Source organism: Undibacterium sp. Ji50W, from assembly GCF_049340445.1.
Classification (GTDB): Bacteria; Pseudomonadota; Gammaproteobacteria; order Burkholderiales; family Burkholderiaceae_D; genus Undibacterium.
This window is the reverse complement of record NZ_JBMPOX010000022.1, coordinates 1-18536: the sequence shown is the minus strand read 5'-3', so window position 1 is coordinate 18536 and position 18536 is coordinate 1. Positions and strand designations below refer to the sequence as shown.

Genomic DNA, 18536 nt, shown 5'->3' with positions numbered 1-18536 from the left:
TCATTTGTTTTTTTCCCGCCTGGCAAATGTGGCTTGTGTTCCGACTACGAAAACAATACCTCAATTGATAAACAATGTGTCGATAATTTTGGAGAGATGGTCTCTGGCCCGGGAAAACGCGAGAAGTAGGTTTTCTCCTACAAACTATTCCGCGAAAGCTTATTGCTAATCAACAGCAGTCTACTTAAAATGAATTGCATTGACATCTCATGACCGATACCGATGGTCTTATTACAGCGAATTTCAGTTTCCAATCGTTTGGAACAAAATGGAAGACAAGAAAAAATTGAAAGTATTTTTAATCGAAGATGCGCAAAGAATTCGTTCAGTGCTGATTGAGGTTTTGCAGCAGACTGACAATGTAGAAGTCATCGGTTTCGCAGAAAGTGAAGAAGATGCTTTGAGTCAGCTGCGCTCTATCGAATGGGACGTCGCCATTGTTGACATCGGTTTGCGTGAAGGCAGTGGCCTGGCTGTGCTGTCTGGCCTGAAAAATGATGGCCGCCTATATGGATCACGCCTGGTATTTACCAGCAACCCCAGCAATGCCTTAAAAATCCGCACCATGTCACTGGGAGCAGAGGGCTTTTTTGACAAATCCCGCGAAATGGATAATCTGGTTGATCATATCCAGGCCCTGGCTCACTAAATTCTGCTGCCTTAACTTTTATTTTATCTACCCGACAACATATCCTTGATTTGCTTATTCAAGCAAATTATTCTTCATCGCGTAATACGTCAGATCGCTGTTTGATTGCAGATTCATTTTTTCCATCACGCGGGTACGATAGGTGCTGATGGTTTTCACGCTGAGCGACAGGGTCACGGCAATATCGGAAACGCATTCACCTTTGGCCAGTCTTAAAAATACCTGGAATTCACGATCAGAGAGTTCGGTATGCATGGCAGTGTCTGCGTGCAGGTCAAAGCCCTGAGCCAGGATCTCTCCCACGTCTGCACTCACATAACGACGGCCGGTCGATACCGTGCGGACGGCCTTGATGAGCTCCTCTGCATCACATTCCTTGTTCAGATAGCCATTCGCACCCATACGCAAGAGATTTACCGCATATTGCTGCGCAGGATAACCACTTAGTATCAGGATCGGTAACTCTGGCTGCCCCTGTTTGATGGTACGCAAGGTGTCGATACCGCTTTGATCAGGCATGCTGATATCCAGCAGCATGACATCGCAAGCCTGTCTCCTGGCGATTTCAAGGGCTTCACGCCCGTTGGTGGCCTCGGCAACTACTTCGAAATCACTGACTCCTGAAAATATCTGCTTGAAACCGGCCCGCACAATTTGATGGTCGTCACAGACTGCAATACGGATCATTTTCTTCCTTCAAATGGGGGGAGTGCACAAAATCATGCCAGCTAATTCCTGTACGGCATCAGACAAAGCGGCATAAGTCATGCGTATACGCTGACAGCATAGCACTTTGATAAACTATGTGGGGAAGTGAGCATAGCAACGCTATATCGCTCATGGAAACTGGCTGGATATGTCATAGGCCTCCTTGCGCTGCACGCCCCTTTGCTACCAGGGGATACAGCGGCATGCGAGAGACGGGTGAAGAACGAATACACAGTCAAACGTGGGTCAACACGCCCTGGTGTTCTCGCGTAAAGTTTATTTGGGTTCTATGTCTTTATTCACAGCCTGAGTGCTGGTTTTTGGTGGCAGGTTGCCGCCTTCCCCTTCCCAGGTGCTTAACTCGGTTTTATGTAATTTCTTGGCGACGTGTTTTTCGCGATGCAGCGTCTTGCTGACGGCAGTCAGCAGCGCCAAACTGGCAAGACCGGCTGCAAGGAAGAGGTGTTTGGTAGCTATCATGTATTTCTCCAAAAAGTTTAAATTGTTCAAAATGATCGGGGATCAGGACCCTGAAACCGAAGTAAGATTATTTTGCTGGCGTTTGATGCACTGTCTGATCACCTTTTGCGCATCACTGATAACGAGCTGGCATCTGGCATTGGTCAGCATCTGGTAGCCACTGGCACGAAGTTGCGGCTTGCCAAGCAGGCGGCCCAGGCTTACGCGCAATGCGCCATATAGAAAAAATACTCCACCTTTGAATAGACATGTATTCATTGCGATTTCTCCAGAAGATCGATGCATCCTGCTATGCGCGGTAAGCCCGCAGTAAGTCAGAGTCCCTAGCCCATAAGCCGCCAGCGTGCGGCTGTAACTGTTATTGACTTGCAATTCATACTACATCGGCCCGAGGCGCTGCCATATAGGACACGGGCGTCCCCATTTGTAGGATTAGATGAAGTCAGCAGACGCCACCGTGCGCTAAATCACGCTAAGCAAGCGAATGAGGGAGTGAAATCATTGATAAGGCGCTCATCAAAGGCTGGTAAAGCAGCACTTTGCCTGAGCACATAGGGGTGCATGGATACCCGCGCCGGGATATCGTATGGGATGGCGTATGGGATGGCGCATGGGAACTAAATTCGCTTAACAGGGGTCTATCGTGTAGCGTATGTTCTTCTATTGGTCGTATTTCATAATTTCCACTATTTTTCAAAATGAATGACATGTTAAAAAAATTACTGCTGCTGGCCTTGGTACTTTGTAGCCCACTGGGTTTGAGTGGCTGCGCTTTCTTCTATGATATGCAGCAAGATACTGCCCAGCGTCAGTGTGAAAAACGCATGGACTGGAATGAGCGCAAGACTTGTCTGCAACAAAACAAGACGACTTACGAGCAATATGAAAAACAGCGTGAAGATTTACGGACCAGACCTGGTAACCCCTAAATTGGCACTCCCAGCTTAGTGCTTACCAGGTCTTAAGGCACGGAAAAGAAATAAGCCCTCAGGCTTTGATGGCGCGCCAGATAAGCAAGCTAGCGGCGACGGCGCAGCCGGCAGCGACGCTGATGCCTGCAATCAATGCTGACGGTATGGCCGTCAAACAGAAAATGCCACAGGCGTATAGATTGTGCTTGTGCGCGGAGCGTACTGCTTCTGCACTGACATCTTCATGAATGAGTTTGCGTTTGATGGCGACGAAGAAATATAAAGCCTGTGACAGCAAAATCAGGCCGACCACGGGCAGATACACGAGCAAGGCAGCCGGTGTATAAAACATGTAACGCCCAAACAAGGCAGCGGCAAAAGGGAAAAAACAGATCAGCGACAAAAACCCCAGGCTGCACAGCATCAGGGCACCATCAATTTCCTTTACCTTGCTTGCCAGTCTGTGGTGCCAGACCCAAAACAAGCCCAGCATGGCAAAACTGATGAAATAGGCGATGATGATATACAGATGATGTTGCAGCGCATGCAGCAAGGCCGCACCATCACGTGGATTCTCCAGTTCTGGCACTTTGACTTCCAGTACCAGTATCGTCATGGCGATGGCAAATACACCGTCGATCAGGGCTTCCATCCTGTGTTTGTGGATACCGAATTGCATGCTCATCGCTGGTTTTCCTTATCAGTGGGAAAGTGTCAACGCAGAGTATCCACTTTCCTGATGATTTCTGGAATAGCCATGGAAGGATTTGTTGCTAAGATCGTAAACAGGTTCTTACAGCGTCACACGATGTATCAGGGACGCTTCGTTAAAGGTATCGCAGCAAATTTCACTCGACGTGCGTGAGCGGTAATCATGGATGAACTGGTCAAAACTGCCGGTTTGTGCGCTTTCCATTGTGGCTTGTTCTGCCAGCGATTGCTCGGCCATCCGGGTGTACAGGGCGAGTTGATCGGCAGCAGGGGGATGCGCGCGGAATTCGTCTGCCAACATCTTGCTTTGTTGCAAGGCAAACTCGGTGAAAGAATTATTCGCGGCACGTATGGCGGCCAGCACTTTGGCGGATGGTGTCAGTTCAGGGTTTTGCAATTTTTCGCGCTGGACTTGCAGGGTCCTGGCGTGGCTGTCGTCACCACGCTGGGCATCCAGCAGGGCGGCTACCGGTGTAATTTTCTCCAGCAATTCCCTGCTCCAGTCTTGCAGCGAGATGGCCTGGCCCTGGCGCGCCAACATCAGGCCGGGGCGACGGCCTTGCTTGACGGTGAGCGCGAAATTGTCGACATTTTCCTGGCCTTCGACCCGGTTCGTCAGCGGGCTGTCGTCCAGCGCGCAGAACAGCAGGAAGGCGTCCAGGAAACGCGAGGTTTCCAGACTAATGCCTAGCGGGTCAAAGGGGTTAACATCCATGCAGCGCACTTCTATATACTGCACACCGCGTGCGCACAGGGCTTCGACCGGACGTTCGCCGGTTTTGATGACGCGTTTTGGACGTATGGTGGCGTAAAACTCGTTTTCAATCTGCAGCACATTGGTATTGATCTGTACCCATTCGCCATCTTGGCGCGTTCCCATTTTTTCATACTCGGGGTAAGGCTGGCGTACCGCCAGCGACAGGCTGCGCATGTAATCCAGCAGGGTGTTGTAAGGGGGGACCAAGCCAGCCTGGGCGTTGTTCTGGTAACCCAGGTCGCTCATGCGCAGGCTGGTCGCATAGGGCAGGTACAGCGTGTCGTCCGACAGGGTTTCCAATTGGTGCGGGCGGCCGCGCAGGAAAGGCGTGGACAATGCCGGCGACGCACCAAACAGATACATCAGCAGCCAGCTATAGCGGTGGAAATTGCGGATCAGCGCAATGTAGTTTTCCGACTGCACATATTTGGATGTGCCAGGCGTCTGTTCTGCCTGCTGCAAGACCTTCCACAGATCTTCCGACAGCGAATAGTTGTAATGGATACCGGCGATGCATTGCATGCTTTTTCCATAGCGCAATGCCAGTCCGCGTCGGTATACATGCTTGATCATACCTATGTGTGAATTGCCATACCAGGCAATCGGGATATCTTTTTCTTCCGGCAAGGTGCAGGGCATGGACTGGTGCCATAGCATTTCATTGCCCATCACGGTGTAGGCAAAGCGGTGGATATTGTCCAGTTCTTCCAGCGCCGTGGCGATGTCAGGTTCTGCGGGGGTAATGAATTCCAGCAGGGATTCTGAATAATCGGTAGTAATTTGCGGATTGGTCAGCGCCGAACCCAGTGCCGGCGGATGCGGCGTCAACGCCAGCTTGCCATCGGCATGCACACGCAGGGTTTCCCGCTCTATACCGCGCAATCCCCTGGCAAGCAGAGGACGGTTTGCTTCACTGTCGAGTAGTGCCAGACGTCGGTTTAACAGAGTGCTCACGGTGTGTTCCTTCAAGATTCAGTTGTCTTTGCAATCACATTTGCAAAAAATATCGAGCAAGCATATCCGAAAAATGAAAATGGCATACGAGGCAGCTCAAATTTCAGATAGAAACTTTCTGAAGGGTAAAACAGTCTTATGACGGGCATGATTTCATGCCAGGGAAATCCCGCGTTGCAACCCATTGCAGTCCATATTCAGCAATATGCAAAAAGATTTCTTGTTTTGTTTGCATCGCTTTAGAATATCCTATTCAGTCGTCCTTACAGGAGTTGCTGTGTCCTTCAAAAAAATCTCTGTGCTCATGTCTGCCAGCGTACTTGGTCTTGCTACATCCGGGTCGGCGCAGGCTGCTGATCTGGCCCCTGCTGCTGCTGCAGTTCCGCCCGTTGCCGCCAAAGTAGCGTGGCAGGAAACCCGTCATGGTGAAGTGGTGACCGATGACTACCGCTGGCTGCAGAAAAAAGAAAACCCGGACGTGATTTCCTATCTGAATGCAGAGAATGCCTATACCGAGGCCATGAGTGCGGATATCAAGCCATTGGCGGAAAAACTGCATGGCGAAATCAAGGGCCGCATGAAGGAAGTCGATTTGTCCGTGCCCGTACGTCGCGGTAATTATTATTACTATTCACGGACAGAGGCTGGCAAGCAATATCCCCTGTCTTGTCGCCGTCATGCCGATGCGGCCATGGCCTATGACGACAAGGCAGCCGAAGAAATCTTGCTGGACCAGAACGAGATGGCCCAGGGACTCAAGTTCTTTGCCGTTGGTGGCAGCCTGGTCAGCCCGGACGAGCAATTGCTGGCCTATGTGACAGACACCGTAGGCTATCGCCAATACCAGTTGCACATCAAGGATTTGAAAACCGGCCAGTTGCTGGCTGATACGGTGGAGCGTGTGACCTCATTGGCCTGGGCTGCCGACAACAAGACCCTGTTCTTTGTGCAGGAAGACCCGGTCACCAAACGTTCCGACCGCCTGTTCCGTATGGAGTTGGGCCAGGCACCGGTAGAAATCATGCATGAAGCGGTGGAGCAGTTCTCACTGGCAGTGGGAACTACCCGTGACCGCCAATTCATTGTATTGACCAGCCATGCCACCGATACTGCAGACGTCAGGTTGCTGCCAGCCGGTACACCGGGCGGCATATTCCATTCAGTGCTGGGGCGCGAAAAAGGCCATCGTTACAGTGTGGAACACCGCAACGGCGAGCTGTATATCACCACCAACAAGGATGCCAAGAATTTCCGCGTGGTGCGCGCGCCGCTGGCAACGCCGGACAGCAAGCACTGGCAGGAAGTGGTCAGGCATGATCCCGATGTGCTGGTATCTGGTGCCGATGTCTTCAAGGATTTCATGGTCGTCACTGAAAAGACCCAGGCCCTGAATCGTGCCCGCATCTATGATTTCAATAGCAAGCAATGGAAGACAGTCAAGTTTGATGACCCGGTGTATCTGGCAACAGGCGCAGGGACACCGGAATTTTCTTCTACCCGCTTCCGCATGTCTTACCAGTCACCAGTGACCCCACCGACCGTGCTGGATGTCGATATGGCGACGGGGCAGCGGTATGTACTCAAGCAGCAGGAAATTGTCGGCGGTTACGATGCCGGCAAATATGAAAGCCGTCGCTTGTGGATGACAGCCAGGGACGGCGTCAAGGTGCCGCTGTGGGCCGTGTATAAAAAAGGCGTGAAACTGGATGGCAGCGCGCCTTTGCTGTTGTATTCGTATGGCAGCTACGGTTATTCTACCGAGGCGACTTTTGCCATCAGCCGCCTGAGTCTGCTGGATCGTGGCGTCATCTATGTGCAGGCGCATATCCGTGGCGGCCGTGACATGGGCGAACACTGGCATGAAGACGGCATGCTGATGAAAAAGAAAAATACCTTTTATGATTTCATCGACAGTGCCGATTACCTGGTCAAGCAAAAATGGACCAGCCCGGACCGGCTCATCATCCAGGGTGGCAGTGCCGGCGGCTTGTTGATGGGGGCGGTGGTGAACATGCGTCCGGATCTGTTCCACGCCGTACATGCCGCCGTGCCCTTTGTCGATGTGATGAACACCATGATGGATGCCAGCCTGCCTTTGACCACGGGTGAATACCTGGAATGGGGCAATCCGAATGAAAAGCCGGCCTACGACTATATGCGCAGCTATTCGCCCTATGACAATATCGCCCGCAAGGCTTACCCGGCCATGCTGGTGACCACCAGCCTGAACGATAGCCAGGTCATGTACTGGGAACCGGCCAAGTATGTCGCCAAGCTGCGTGACTACAAGACCGATAAAAATCCTTTGCTGTTGAAAATCAATATGGCAGCCGGCCATGGCGGTGCCTCGGGTCGTTATGATGCGATACGCGAAGGCGCTTTCAATTCAGCCTGGATGCTGTCGCAGTGGGGTATCAAAGAGTAAAAACCGGATGTCCCCAGGCTGCATGCCGGGGGACTTTACTAAAAAATCAGGAGTTGATTCCATGAACTTTGCTTACACCATTATCTATGTGCCCGATGTTGCAGCATCGTTGACTTTCTTTGAAAAAGCCTTTGGTTTTGCCACCCGCTTTTTGCATGAATCCGGCATGTATGGCGAGTTGGACACCGGTGCCACGACACTGGCATTTGCTGCGCATGCCATGGGTGAAATGAATTATTCATGCGGTCATGTAGAAGCCCACAGCTCTGACCGGCCGCTGGGGATGGAAATCGCTTTTACCACGGCTGATGTGGCACAGGCCCATGCGCAGGCCATTGCTGCCGGTGCCAATGAACTTGCTGCACCTGTGCAAAAACCCTGGGGCCAGGTGGTGTCTTACTTGCGTTGCCCGGATGGCAGCCTGGTCGAACTGTGTACGCCTATGGGGGGATGATGATTGGGAATGTTGCGGCCTGTTTTTGAGCAGGTGCAGGCGGTTTGCTGGTACGAACAAATTCGCTAACGAGCCCGTGTTACAGGCTCGTGTTACAGGTCTCCGGGTCCGAATCACAGACCCACATTTATTCCCACGAAAAATACTTGTTTTTCAGCTTTATGACCGTACCGTCTTTTAGCAGGGTTTCGTAGGCAGTTTTCCAGGCTTTTTCTTCTTGTTCATGTAAGCCCAGGGAACTGGCCAGATATAGCTCAGCAGAGCCAAGCGTGACACCGGTATGGAAATCCTCCAGCCGAAATCCATATTCTTCTATCGCCGAGATCAGCATGGGGTAACCGGCATAGATAGCATCTATGCCACCCAGCGACAGCATTTTCAGCAAATCCTGATAATTTTTTTCGTACTGGATATGCCGGAAATTTCTTGCCTGCAGATCTTTTTCCAGCGACGAACCGCGCAGGATACCGATACGCATGCCACGCAATTGTTCGAGGCTGGCTTTTTCTATACTGATTTTCCCGGTGTGGTGGCCAAAAAAGCTGTAGTTGACTTTGCTCAGTGGCACCAGCCATTTGAAGCTGGTTTCGCGATCCGGGGTCCTGGCCAGCGGGAACAGACCATAGGATTTGCCTTCCTTGCTCATCTTGACCACCCGTGACCAGGGATAAAACGTCAGAGCGGGCTGGCGACCCAGTTGGTTGGACATGGCGGTGATCAGCTCATAGGCATAACCCTGTGGGACATTTTGCTGTAGCCAGATGAACGGCGGGAATTCGGCAGTGACCCATCTGATGGGTTCAACCGCAGCTGACTGGGCCTGGCCAGTTGGACTGAACAGGCCAAGAAATACCGCGAACAGGCAGATGATTTTTTTCATTTCAGTTTGATGAAAGAGATGATCATGCTCAAAGGTCTTTATCGTATCCGCTAAAGCTGGCATACCTGCAGCCATGCCGGTACAGAGTAGCCCCAGTATTGAGCCTGACGGCAGGCAGGTCAAGTGAATTTTTTGTCAGTTTGACCAGCATCAGTGTGGACACAAATGTTTATCCATCCTGTCTGATTTGTCATTTGAATTTTGTCTGGAATTGACTATAAAGGAAGATAAGGCAGTTGCGCATCCTGTCGTTTTTCCTGGTATGGAATGACGATGCTTGCTGTCTTATCCCCTGACCAATTCCGGTCACCGTGTAGCTATCGCAACTGCCTCTTTGGATATTTACTCCAGGAGGTTGTCATGAGACGCAGACTGTACTTCATGTTACCTGACGTGGGCGGTGCCAGGGCTATGCTGGATGAACTGTTGCTGGCCCGTGTGGATGAGCGACATATGCATTTTTATGCCAGCGAAGGCATGCTGCCAGCCGATATGCCAGAGGCGAATTCTTTCCAGAAGACGGATTTGATACATGGCGCAGAAGTTGGCATGCTGATAGGTGGTATCGCGGGCTTGCTGGCGGGCGGCCTGTGGCTGATTTTTCCGCCTGAGGGAATGGAAATGCGCATCGTCGCGGTGGTGATTTCCGCCCTGGGTGGTGCGATGTTTGGTTCTTGGGCATCGGCCAAGGCGGCCACCGCCATTCCCAGCTCGCGTCTGAAACCTTTCCTGGCTGAGATAGAAAATGGCCGCGTCTTGCTGATGGTGGACGTACCTTTCAAGCGGGTGGCAGAAATCAAGGAGCTGGTCAGCAAACGGCATCCTGAAATTCGCTTTGGCGGGGTTGATCCGCATGTGCCGGTTTTTAGCTGATTTCATACGCTGACCCTGGGACTGTGTTTTTTTGCACAACATGCAGGCAATAACATGCCTGCGTGTTGTTTGTGTTTGGTTTGTGTGAGGTTTGTGTGTGCAGTACTTATTTTTGTTCATTTAGGAATACAATGGCTAAATTTTTAGACAACATTTCCCAAAATGACAGATATAGCCCTGGAGTTGCGCGACCTGAACAAGCGCTTCGGTCGTCCCGCCGTAGAAAATCTGAATCTGCAGGTACGTCGCGGTGAACTGTATGCCTTGCTAGGCCCGAATGGTGCCGGCAAGACCACTACCCTGCGCATGGTGGCGGGCCTGATATTGCCCGACAGTGGCAGCATCCATATCCTTGGCAATGATCTGGCAGGCAATGCGGCGCTGGCCAAGAGCAAGCTGGCCTATCTGCCAGATGACCCCATGTTGTACAACAAGCTCAAGCCCTTTGAATACCTGGCGTTTGTGGCTGGCCTGTGGGGCGTGTCGGCTGACGTCGCAGAAACCCGGGCGCGTGAATTGCTGGAATGGCTGGATCTGTTGCAGCATACCGACGAACTGACCGAAGGTTTTTCGCGCGGCATGAAGCAAAAACTGGCACTGGCAGGTGCCCTGATCCATCAACCGGAACTGATCATACTGGATGAACCACTGACCGGCCTGGATGCGGCAGCGGCGCGTCAGGTCAAGGATGTCTTGCTGGCGCACGTGAAACAGGGTGGCACCGTGATATTGACCACGCACATCCTCGATGTGGCTGAGCGGCTGGCCGAACGCATAGGCATCATCCAGAATGGCAAACTGATCGCCGAAGGCACGCTGGACGAATTGCGCATCCAGACCAGCCACAGTGCCGGCACCCTAGAAGAAGTCTTCCTGCAATTGACGGAGCCGGCATAATGGCTCGCGGCTTGAATTTCCAGCCAGGCACTGTTGCCTGGCTGTTATGGCATGAAATCCGTCTGGCGTTTTATGACATGGGCGAGAGCCGTCCGGGCCGCGCCGCCGCCAGAGGCATGTCGGTGTTTGGTATATGCCTGATCGCCTTGGTGGCCGTGCTGGCACATGTCGGGGCCTGGTTTTTGTTGCGCAAAATGCCGCCGTTGGGCCAGGACATACCGCCGCAGATCCTGATCGCTGCCGGTCTATTGATGATAGTGATCTTCAGCATGATGTTGTCGCTGGGCTTGACGCGCAGTGTCAGGGCCCTGTTTGAACGCGGTGACCTGGATTTATTGCTGTCGTCGCCCTTATCGTCGCTGACCATCTTCGGCGTCAGGCTGGCAGGTGTGACGTTTGGTGTGGTGGTCTGGTTTCTGGTATTGCTGGCACCGGTGGCGAACGTGGGTGCGGTGCTCGGTCAGTGGGCCTGGCTGGGGATTTACCCGAGCATATTGGGCATGGCCATGATTACCGCTTCGTTGTCGATGCTGCTGACCCTGGGACTGGTGAAAACCATAGGCGTGCGCCGTACCCGTACCGTCGGGCAAATATTGGGCGCGCTCACTGGTGCTTCCATCTTCATTTTGTCGCAACTGTTGGGCAATGTGCGTAAAGAAATACGTCAGGATGTAGAGGCTTATCTGACCCCTCTGTTTCAGCCCGGTGGTCTGCTGGATGCGCAAAGCCCGTTATGGACACCGGCGCGTGCCATGCTGGGTTCGCTACCCGCTATCCTGGTATTCAGCCTGATCGGCCTGGCCAGTTTTTGGCTGACTGCCCGGTTTACCCATCAATTCTTTGTGCGTGGCGTGCAGCAATCGGTGGGTAACCAGCGCAAGTCGCTACGTGCCGGGACTGCCAGCAAGGCAGGGCAGGCCGGTTTTGGACGCAGCCTGCGCATGACCATCATCCAGAAAGAATGGCGCCTGATCGCCCGTGATCCGCAACTGATTTCCCAGGTATTGCTGCAATTGTTGTACATCACACCGCTGTTTTTAGTGGTTTTCAAGGGTAAGTCGATTTTGCCGGGTGCGGCGTCCGGCATGGTTTTTCTGGCGGCTTCGCTGGCCGGTTCATTGATCTGGGTGATCGTTTCGGCAGAAGATGCGCCAGACCTGCTGCGCGCAGCGCCGGTCAAACCACTGACTATTGTCAGCAGCAAGTTGATTGCGGCACTGTTGCCGATCATGCTCCTGATGTCACCTGCCCTGATCTGGCTCAGTGTGCAAAAGGTGTTGCTGGGGCTGGGGGTGACGCTGTGTGTGATGCTGGCCATGCTCAGCTCTGCTCTGGTCAATCTGTGGCAATCCAAACCTGCGCCACGGGCCCAGTTTAACCGGCGTGGCCATGCCCAGTGGATAGCCGGCTTGCTGGAAGCCCTGAGTTCTTTCGGTTGGGCTGGCTGCGTGTATGTCGGCATGCAATTCCCCAACTGGTTGTGGGTGCCGCTGTGTGCCGCGTTGCTGGCACCGGCGCTGGCCTGGTTTTTCCGAATTGAACGAAATCTTTGATAGCTGGTCTATTGCTTACCTGATAACCTAGGATTGATCTTACTATGCCTGTCTTCACAAAAAAACGCGTTTTTGTGGTTATTGCTTTGTTGGTCGTCGGTGGTGCTGCCGCCATGTATTACCAAAAGGAAAAAGGCACTCCCAAGGAAGAAGAACCCAAATACAGGACAGCCGTCGTCGATAAAGGCAATATCAGCCAGACTGTGACCGCCAGCGGCACGCTCAATCCAGTGGCGCTGATCAGTGTCGGTTCTCAGGTATCGGGTACGGTGGTGGAATTGAAGGCAGATTTCAATGACAGAGTGAAGCAGGGCCAAATACTGCTGAAACTTGACCCCACCATTTTCAATGCCCAGATCAAGCAGAGCGAAGCCAGCCTGGCATCTGCCGAAGCATCAAAACGCCTGGCCCAGGCCACGCTGGAACGCAACCAGAAACTGGTCACGCAAAACTATATCTCAGGCACCGCCATGGACCAGGCCAGGCGCGAAGTCGAAGTGGCGGATGCCAATATCAAACTGGCCAGGGCGCAACTCGACAGGGTTAACGCTGACCTGAACAACAGCGTCATTCGCTCACCCATCGATGGCGTCATCATCAAGCGCACGATCGACATGGGGCAAACCGTGGCGGCCTCGTTCCAGACGCCGAACCTGTTCCAGATTGCACGCGACCTGACCAAGATGCAGATTGATACCAGCGTATCGGAAGCGGATGTAGGCTCACTGAAAGATGGCTTGCCTGCGCGGTTTGTGGTCGATGCGTATCCTGATCGCGAATTTGAAGCCAAGCTGCGTCAGTTCCGCCTGGCGGCGAATGTGCAGCAAAACGTGGTGACATATAACGTTGTGCTGGACGTGGATAACAAGGATGAATTGCTGAAACCCGGCATGACCGCGCAAGTGCGCCTGGTCGTTGGCAGCCGCGAAAATGTCATACGCATCCCGACCGCCGCCCTGCGTTATAAGCCAAGCGAGGAAGAGCAGGCGAAGGAAGCCAAGGCACTCAAGGATAAAGAAAAGAATGGCAGTGCTGCAGCCCCAGCTTCGGCATCTACCAGTAGTAATCTGCCTGCACCTGACGTCGACGATGACGTGGCTTTCCGAACCAAGAAAGACCTGACCCGCACTTTCAAGTTGTATAAACTGGATGATAAAAACCAGGCCAGGACAGTTGATGTCAAAATCGGTTTATCCAACTTCAAGTATACCGAAGTCATTTCAGGTGATTTGAAACCCGGTGATAAAGTCATTACCCGTGCACTGGACAAGGCCGGAGCACGCTGATGAGCGATACCCTGATAGCCATACGCCAGGTCAGCAAGAGTTATTTCTCCGGTGGGGTAGAGACCAAGGTCTTGCATGGTATTGACGTACAGGTACCGCGTGGCGATTTTCTGGCCGTCATGGGACAGTCTGGTTCCGGCAAATCGACGTTGATGAATATTCTCGGTTGCCTGGACCAGGCCACCAGCGGCTCTTATCTGCTGAACGGTGTCAATACCCTGAGTCTCTCGCGTTCTGAACTTGCCACCATACGCAATCGCACTATCGGTTTTGTGTTCCAGAGCTTTAACCTGATCAAGCGCATGAGCGTGGCCGAAAACGTTGCCCTGCCTTTGATTTATGCCGGTGTCGGACGCGACAAGGCACACAAGAAGGCACTGGTTGAGCTGGAAAGAGTGGGCCTGAAAGATTACGCCAAACGCCTGCCGAATCAATTGTCCGGCGGGCAGCAACAGCGCGTGGCGATTGCCCGCGCCCTGGTGGCTGATCCGCCACTGATACTGGCAGATGAACCCACTGGTAACCTGGATACCCAGACCAGCGAAGACATCATGCGCTCGTTGCAACAATTGAATGCCGAACGCGGTATCACCATCCTGCTGGTCACGCATGAACCGGATATTGCTGCCTACAGCAAGCGCCTGGTCAGGCTCAAGGATGGCCATGTTTTGTATGACGGCCCGGCGGCAGAAGGCTTGCGCCAACTGGCTGCTTCACATGCTGAATATTCAGAAGCACAGGGGGAGACAAAATGAACTTCCTCCAGGTTTTTATAGAAGCATTCCGTTCCATGAATGCCAACAGGCTGCGCACGGCGCTGACCATGCTGGGCATTATCATCGGCATTACTTCGGTAGTGATGATGCTGGCCGTCGGTGAAAGCGCCAAGAAATTCATCGCCAAGGAGCTGGAAGTGCTGGGCAGTAATTTGATGATCATCTCGCCCGGTGCCAACCGTACCCAGGGGGTGCGGGCGCGGACAGGTACAGCACCTTCCTTGTCAGTAGAAGATGCGCTGGCGCTGAATGAATTAAGCAGTTTGAATGGCGCTGCACCTGCCTTGCAGGGTTTTTTCCAACTGACCGTGGGGAATGACAATTCGAATAATGCCGTGCTTGGTGTGACGCCAGAAATGTTCAAGGTGCGCAACTGGAAAGTGGACCAGGGCAATGAGTTCAGTGATTCCGACATCCGTGGTGCAGCGCGCATGGTCATCATAGGCAAGAAACTGGCAGACCAGTTTTTTTACAAAGACAATCCCATCGGCCAGTTTGTGCGTATAGACAATGTACCCTTCCAGGTGGTTGGTGTGTTGCAGGGCGAAGGACGTATGTTTGATGGCGGGGACCTGGGTGAGATGGTGCTGATCCCGATTACCTCGGCCCGTGCCACGCTGATGCGCAGCCCTTTCCCGCGTAACGTACATTACGTGGTGGTGCAGGGCAAGACTGAAAAACAGTTGAAGGATGCCGAGGAGGATATCAAGGACATGCTGCGCGACCGCCACCATATCAAGGCCGGGCAGGAAGATGATTTTCGTATCGATAACCTGGCCTCTATCGCAGAGACCGGGGCCAAGATCAGTGCCGGCCTGGCTGCCATGCTGGGTGCCATCGGTGCTATCTCACTCATCGTGGGTGGCATAGGCATCATGAATATCATGCTGGTATCGGTGACTGAGCGCACCCGCGAGATAGGCATACGCATGGCGATCGGGGCCAAGCCACGCGACGTGTTGTTGCAGTTTCTGACCGAGGCCGTGGTGATCTGCCTGGTCGGCGGTATCATAGGCATCATGCTGGCCATGGCGGGGGCGGCGGCGATTACTTCTACCGGCAAACTGGAAGTCATCGTTGGCCTGCAAGCCATGGTGGTGGCCTGCGGTTTCGCCAGCTTTGTGGGGATCTTCTTTGGCTTTTATCCGGCCCGCCGCGCCTCGCGCTTATTGCCGGTGGATTGTTTGCGTTATGAATAAACCGGAGGGCAAGTGATGAGTCTGATTGGAAATATTCTTTGGTTGGTATTTGGCGGCTTCATCACCGGCTTGGCCTGGTGGCTGGTGGGTACCGTGGCCTTTATCAGCATCGTAGGCATACCCTGGGGCCGGGCCTGCTTCGTCATCGGGCAACTGACTTTTATGCCGTTTGGTAAGCAAGTGGTCGATCGTCAAGCTGTCACGGGGCAGCAAGATATAGGCACTGGTGTGCTGGGGACTATCGGCAATATCATCTGGTTCATTTTCGCCGGTGTCTGGCTGGCGATAGCACACCTGTTTTCAGCTTTGTTTTGTTTCGTCACTATCATCGGTATTCCATTCGGCATCCAGCATCTGAAACTGGCTGCGATTGCACTGGCACCGATAGGTAAAACCGTGATTGACAAGGAGCAGGCGGCCAGGCTGCATCGTTGATCGCTGCTGACTCGTTGGCGGAAGACAGGGTGGTCACCATCTTGATGGCGACCCGCTGCTTCAGTGACCTACTTCTTTGATTTTGCTATCAGTGCTTCAAGCACCTGCATGGTGGCCTGATACAACTGTTCGCTTGGCAAATTGCTGTTGGCACCAGCTATCATGGATGGATTCGTCAGGTAACGGCCATCGACGACAAAGGTCGGTGTACTGTCCACTTTATAGGTAGCGACCAGCTTCGACAGGTTGCTCAATTTGGTGACGACAGCGAAAGAGTTATAGAAACTCAGGAACTTGGCTTTGTCGATACCATTCTTGACGGCCCAGTCAATATTTTCTGCGTCATTGGTCAGGCGGCTGCGATCAACATGCCAGGCAATCAGTACCTTGGCATGCATGGCAGTTTCCAGATTCATCGCTTCCAGCGTCAAAAACAGATGCGCTTCAGGATCTTTTTCACCGGTCAGTGGTAAATGCATGCGGCGGAACAGGATATTGTCGCCCTGTTTCTTGACCCATTCATTCAGGCTGGGTTCCAGCGCATTACAGGCCGGGCAGTGATACATGAAAAATTCGATGACTTCGATTTTCTTCCCGCTGGACAGCGCCGGCTGGGGGGCCGACAGGGTAATGAATTCTGCGCCATTCTTGGGCGCGACAGGTGTGGCCTGGGCTGTGCTGGCGATGAAACCTAGAGTAATAAGCAAAAGGCGTAAGAGTCGCATGGATTTCCTTTAACATGAAGCGAAACAAGCCCTTGAGCTTACCAGTATTTGCCTGATTTGGCATGCGCCTTGCAAATAAGGCAGCGAGGGCAGCCCGACTGTCCGCAATTTGCCGCTGATTCGTCAAACATCTTTAAAAATCCCCGGTTTTCTCAGCAAAGCCTTGCACCCTGAATTGATTCGTAGAAAAATGAAATGAGGGTGATGCAAAAGCTGAACCCGCTGGCTGGTTCCAGTGTGGTCAGACTTTGTCCAGCGCCCCTGGATATTGCGCGTGTCCTGTTTTGCAAGTATCGAACCTGCATCAACTTTCCCAGACTGTGGAGCACCCGCAATGATAAGCGTGCCTATCGTGATTGATTTTGAAGCATCTGGCTTCGGTAAAGGCAGCTACCCTATCGAGGTCGGCTTTTCGCGCCGTCAAGGCGAAGGCTGGTGCAGCCTGATACGTCCAGAATCGGACTGGCAGCATTGGGATGTGCATGCCGCAGTCGTACACCGTATCTCGCGCGAAATGCTCATCGCAAGAGGCAGGTCACCCAGCCAGGTGACAGAACAATTGAATCTGCAACTGGCAGGACAAACCGTGTACACCGATGGCTGGACCCATGATTATATTTGGATGGCGCGCCTGTATGACGCTGCTGACCGGGTACCGAGTTTTCGCCTGGCGGATTTGCGTGAAATCATCTCTCCCCAGCAGGAAGGTCTGTGGCATGTCACCAAAAATCAGGTACAGGAAGAACTGGATATTTCCCGCCATCGCGCCAGCAATGATGCCCGTGTTTTGCAAATGACCTGGTTGCGTACTTACGACGCCACACGCTGCCTGAACTGATACACGCGCTGGTCGATAGCGTTGTTTTACTTCAGTATTTCCTGCTTTTCTCACGCATTGCGTTGGCATTTGCAAAAAATAAATGTTAAATCACTAGTGTCCCAACGTTTCTCATAGTAGAGACATCTGTTTTGGTTGATTTTCGTCATCGAAATTTCCCGATGGCGGCGTAAGTAATTGATTTATTGGTGTTGTTTCAAACATGGTGAGACTCAGGATTTGTAGAATTTCGTAAAGGCTGTGAGGCAAATGCAGACGTTTTTTGACGATAGCGATGAGTACGTAAGTACAAACCGCAATCCATATTTGCGTCTTCACGGCATTCTCGCTGGTTCCCAGGAAGGTTTTGATACGCAAATGTTGCTTGATCCACTTGAAGAACAATTCGACCTGCCAACGCTGCTTGTAAAGCGCTGCGATCATCTCCGGTTTGAGAGAGAAATTGTTGGTCAGAAAAATGATGCGTTCCCCAGCGTCGTCCTTGACGACGATACGACGCAAAGTCGCCGGGTAGTCCTTGCTTGCGTAGAAGAGCGGGAGTACGCCCGTTTGATCGCAGATAACGTTGCTCGTCGTTCGATCGACTGGCTGCGAGTACCGACGCTTGAACTTGGTATTGCTTTTTGCTCTGGTGACAAAGAAGGCGCTCGTCGCATGCAGCCTGTGCAATCGGGCGAAATCCAGATAGCCGCGATCCATCAGGTAATACGCTCCTGGCTCGATGATCAGATCGTCGAGAATATTGACCTCGTGGGTCTTGCCGTCGGTGATGTGGATGAAACTGGGAATAGAGCCGCGCAGATCGAGCAGCGTATGCAATTTGATGGCCGCCTTGGCGGACCGGAAAGGTGCCCACGGATACACCGACAAACACAGGTCGATAGTAGTGGCATCGAACGCATAGACCGTCGCATCGAGGTCCACGCCAAACGGCTCGCTGGCGTACAACGGACGCGCCATCGCAATCAGGTGTTGCGCCAGATCGGCGTAGATTTGCCAGGGGCGCGTGGCATTTGCATTGGCCA

The 18536-nt window shown here is 52.7% G+C and carries 20 protein-coding genes; 12 read left to right on the top strand and 8 right to left on the bottom strand.

The genetic code is table 11. The features are described 5' to 3' along the window. Positions 1 to 268: 268 nt before the first annotated feature. Entirely contained in the window at positions 269 to 649 is a 381-nt protein-coding gene (locus ACO0K9_RS22950) for a response regulator (protein WP_422988789.1), read from the top strand. 54 nt (positions 650 to 703) lie between these two features. Here the strand turns inward: ACO0K9_RS22950 and ACO0K9_RS22945 are convergent, their stop codons facing one another. From ACO0K9_RS22945 to ACO0K9_RS22935, 3 genes are all read right to left on the bottom strand, one after another. Beyond that, positions 704 to 1336 (bottom strand): response regulator, encoded by a 633-nt coding sequence (locus tag ACO0K9_RS22945; RefSeq protein WP_422988787.1) that lies wholly within the window; start codon positions 1334 to 1336, stop codon positions 704 to 706. A gap of 297 nt (positions 1337 to 1633) precedes the next feature. Then, positions 1634 to 1837, bottom strand: a complete 204-nt coding sequence (locus ACO0K9_RS22940; protein WP_422988785.1) for a hypothetical protein — start codon at positions 1835 to 1837, stop codon at positions 1634 to 1636. 42 nt (positions 1838 to 1879) lie between these two features. Then, complete coding sequence (locus ACO0K9_RS22935; protein WP_422988783.1) at positions 1880 to 2095, bottom strand: hypothetical protein; 216 nt, start codon at positions 2093 to 2095, stop codon at positions 1880 to 1882. A 449-nt stretch (positions 2096 to 2544) separates the two neighbouring features. On the opposite strand from ACO0K9_RS22935, the gene ACO0K9_RS22930 reads away from it, so the two are divergent. Further along, on the top strand, positions 2545 to 2766 hold the full coding sequence (locus tag ACO0K9_RS22930) for a hypothetical protein (protein ID WP_422988781.1): 222 nt from the start codon (positions 2545 to 2547) through the stop codon (positions 2764 to 2766). Positions 2767 to 2824: 58 nt separating this feature from the next. On the opposite strand, the gene ACO0K9_RS22925 is transcribed toward ACO0K9_RS22930, so the two are convergent. Both ACO0K9_RS22925 and gshA read right to left on the bottom strand, forming a co-directional pair. Next, complete coding sequence (locus tag ACO0K9_RS22925) at positions 2825 to 3433, bottom strand: TMEM175 family protein (protein WP_422988779.1); 609 nt, start codon at positions 3431 to 3433, stop codon at positions 2825 to 2827. A gap of 108 nt (positions 3434 to 3541) precedes the next feature. Continuing rightward, positions 3542 to 5170, bottom strand: a complete 1629-nt coding sequence (gene gshA, locus ACO0K9_RS22920; protein ID WP_422988777.1) for a glutamate--cysteine ligase — start codon at positions 5168 to 5170, stop codon at positions 3542 to 3544. A gap of 277 nt (positions 5171 to 5447) precedes the next feature. Here gshA and ACO0K9_RS22915 point away from each other — a divergent pair, with 277 nt between their 5' ends. Both ACO0K9_RS22915 and ACO0K9_RS22910 read left to right on the top strand, forming a co-directional pair. Continuing rightward, entirely contained in the window at positions 5448 to 7595 is a 2148-nt protein-coding gene (locus ACO0K9_RS22915; protein ID WP_422988775.1) for a S9 family peptidase, read from the top strand. Positions 7596 to 7656: 61 nt separating this feature from the next. Next, a complete protein-coding gene (locus ACO0K9_RS22910) occupies positions 7657 to 8049 on the top strand; it encodes a VOC family protein (protein ID WP_422988773.1) in 393 nt (130 codons plus the stop codon). A gap of 127 nt (positions 8050 to 8176) precedes the next feature. Here ACO0K9_RS22910 and ACO0K9_RS22905 read toward each other — a convergent pair whose 3' ends face one another. Next, positions 8177 to 8929 (bottom strand): substrate-binding periplasmic protein, encoded by a 753-nt coding sequence (locus ACO0K9_RS22905; protein WP_422988771.1) that lies wholly within the window; start codon positions 8927 to 8929, stop codon positions 8177 to 8179. 360 nt (positions 8930 to 9289) lie between these two features. On the opposite strand from ACO0K9_RS22905, the gene ACO0K9_RS22900 reads away from it, so the two are divergent. From ACO0K9_RS22900 to ACO0K9_RS22870, 7 genes are all read left to right on the top strand, one after another. After that, positions 9290 to 9802 (top strand): DUF1269 domain-containing protein, encoded by a 513-nt coding sequence (locus tag ACO0K9_RS22900; RefSeq protein WP_422988769.1) that lies wholly within the window; start codon positions 9290 to 9292, stop codon positions 9800 to 9802. Between the two features lie 162 nt (positions 9803 to 9964). Then, complete coding sequence (locus tag ACO0K9_RS22895; protein ID WP_422988768.1) at positions 9965 to 10699, top strand: ABC transporter ATP-binding protein; 735 nt, start codon at positions 9965 to 9967, stop codon at positions 10697 to 10699. After that, complete coding sequence (locus ACO0K9_RS22890; protein WP_422988766.1) at positions 10699 to 12252, top strand: putative ABC transporter permease subunit; 1554 nt, start codon at positions 10699 to 10701, stop codon at positions 12250 to 12252. The genes ACO0K9_RS22895 and ACO0K9_RS22890 overlap by 1 nt, the downstream gene beginning before the upstream one ends. Before the next feature lie 44 nt (positions 12253 to 12296). Continuing rightward, complete coding sequence (locus tag ACO0K9_RS22885; protein ID WP_422988764.1) at positions 12297 to 13538, top strand: efflux RND transporter periplasmic adaptor subunit; 1242 nt, start codon at positions 12297 to 12299, stop codon at positions 13536 to 13538. Continuing rightward, positions 13538 to 14293, top strand: a complete 756-nt coding sequence (locus ACO0K9_RS22880; RefSeq protein ID WP_422988762.1) for an ABC transporter ATP-binding protein — start codon at positions 13538 to 13540, stop codon at positions 14291 to 14293. The genes ACO0K9_RS22885 and ACO0K9_RS22880 overlap by 1 nt, the downstream gene beginning before the upstream one ends. Next, positions 14290 to 15513, top strand: a complete 1224-nt coding sequence (locus ACO0K9_RS22875; protein WP_422988760.1) for an ABC transporter permease — start codon at positions 14290 to 14292, stop codon at positions 15511 to 15513. The genes ACO0K9_RS22880 and ACO0K9_RS22875 overlap by 4 nt, the downstream gene beginning before the upstream one ends. A gap of 15 nt (positions 15514 to 15528) precedes the next feature. Continuing rightward, the gene (locus ACO0K9_RS22870) at positions 15529 to 15948 is read left to right on the top strand and encodes a YccF domain-containing protein (RefSeq protein WP_422988758.1); all 420 of its coding nucleotides are present in this window, start codon (positions 15529 to 15531) and stop codon (positions 15946 to 15948) included. A 68-nt stretch (positions 15949 to 16016) separates the two neighbouring features. Here ACO0K9_RS22870 and ACO0K9_RS22865 read toward each other — a convergent pair whose 3' ends face one another. Next, entirely contained in the window at positions 16017 to 16673 is a 657-nt protein-coding gene (locus tag ACO0K9_RS22865; RefSeq protein WP_422988756.1) for a thiol:disulfide interchange protein DsbA/DsbL, read from the bottom strand. A 334-nt stretch (positions 16674 to 17007) separates the two neighbouring features. Here ACO0K9_RS22865 and ACO0K9_RS22860 point away from each other — a divergent pair, with 334 nt between their 5' ends. After that, the gene (locus tag ACO0K9_RS22860; protein WP_422988754.1) at positions 17008 to 17511 is read left to right on the top strand and encodes a hypothetical protein; all 504 of its coding nucleotides are present in this window, start codon (positions 17008 to 17010) and stop codon (positions 17509 to 17511) included. Between the two features lie 111 nt (positions 17512 to 17622). Here the strand turns inward: ACO0K9_RS22860 and ACO0K9_RS22855 are convergent. Further along, a partial coding sequence (locus ACO0K9_RS22855) for an IS4 family transposase (protein WP_422988752.1) occupies positions 17623 to 18536 on the bottom strand: 914 nt, incomplete at its 5' end.

What these genes read in the sequence shown, in the direction of transcription:
- ACO0K9_RS22945 (WP_422988787.1), bottom strand. Translation starts at nt 1,336, where the DNA reads ATGATCCGTATTGCAGTCTGTGACGACCATCAAATTGTGCGGGCCGGT.
- ACO0K9_RS22940 (WP_422988785.1), bottom strand. Translation starts at nt 1,837, where the DNA reads ATGATAGCTACCAAACACCTCTTCCTTGCAGCCGGTCTTGCCAGTTTG.
- ACO0K9_RS22895 (WP_422988768.1), top strand. Translation starts at nt 9,965, where the DNA reads ATGACAGATATAGCCCTGGAGTTGCGCGACCTGAACAAGCGCTTCGGT.
- ACO0K9_RS22925 (WP_422988779.1), bottom strand. Translation starts at nt 3,433, where the DNA reads ATGAGCATGCAATTCGGTATCCACAAACACAGGATGGAAGCCCTGATC.
- ACO0K9_RS22910 (WP_422988773.1), top strand. Translation starts at nt 7,657, where the DNA reads ATGAACTTTGCTTACACCATTATCTATGTGCCCGATGTTGCAGCATCG.
- ACO0K9_RS22900 (WP_422988769.1), top strand. Translation starts at nt 9,290, where the DNA reads ATGAGACGCAGACTGTACTTCATGTTACCTGACGTGGGCGGTGCCAGG.
- ACO0K9_RS22865 (WP_422988756.1), bottom strand. Translation starts at nt 16,673, where the DNA reads ATGCGACTCTTACGCCTTTTGCTTATTACTCTAGGTTTCATCGCCAGC.
- ACO0K9_RS22890 (WP_422988766.1), top strand. Translation starts at nt 10,699, where the DNA reads ATGGCTCGCGGCTTGAATTTCCAGCCAGGCACTGTTGCCTGGCTGTTA.
- ACO0K9_RS22880 (WP_422988762.1), top strand. Translation starts at nt 13,538, where the DNA reads ATGAGCGATACCCTGATAGCCATACGCCAGGTCAGCAAGAGTTATTTC.
- ACO0K9_RS22930 (WP_422988781.1), top strand. Translation starts at nt 2,545, where the DNA reads ATGTTAAAAAAATTACTGCTGCTGGCCTTGGTACTTTGTAGCCCACTG.
- ACO0K9_RS22885 (WP_422988764.1), top strand. Translation starts at nt 12,297, where the DNA reads ATGCCTGTCTTCACAAAAAAACGCGTTTTTGTGGTTATTGCTTTGTTG.
- ACO0K9_RS22935 (WP_422988783.1), bottom strand. Translation starts at nt 2,095, where the DNA reads ATGAATACATGTCTATTCAAAGGTGGAGTATTTTTTCTATATGGCGCA.
- ACO0K9_RS22875 (WP_422988760.1), top strand. Translation starts at nt 14,290, where the DNA reads ATGAACTTCCTCCAGGTTTTTATAGAAGCATTCCGTTCCATGAATGCC.
- ACO0K9_RS22905 (WP_422988771.1), bottom strand. Translation starts at nt 8,929, where the DNA reads ATGAAAAAAATCATCTGCCTGTTCGCGGTATTTCTTGGCCTGTTCAGT.
- ACO0K9_RS22860 (WP_422988754.1), top strand. Translation starts at nt 17,008, where the DNA reads ATGATAAGCGTGCCTATCGTGATTGATTTTGAAGCATCTGGCTTCGGT.
- ACO0K9_RS22950 (WP_422988789.1), top strand. Translation starts at nt 269, where the DNA reads ATGGAAGACAAGAAAAAATTGAAAGTATTTTTAATCGAAGATGCGCAA.
- ACO0K9_RS22870 (WP_422988758.1), top strand. Translation starts at nt 15,529, where the DNA reads ATGAGTCTGATTGGAAATATTCTTTGGTTGGTATTTGGCGGCTTCATC.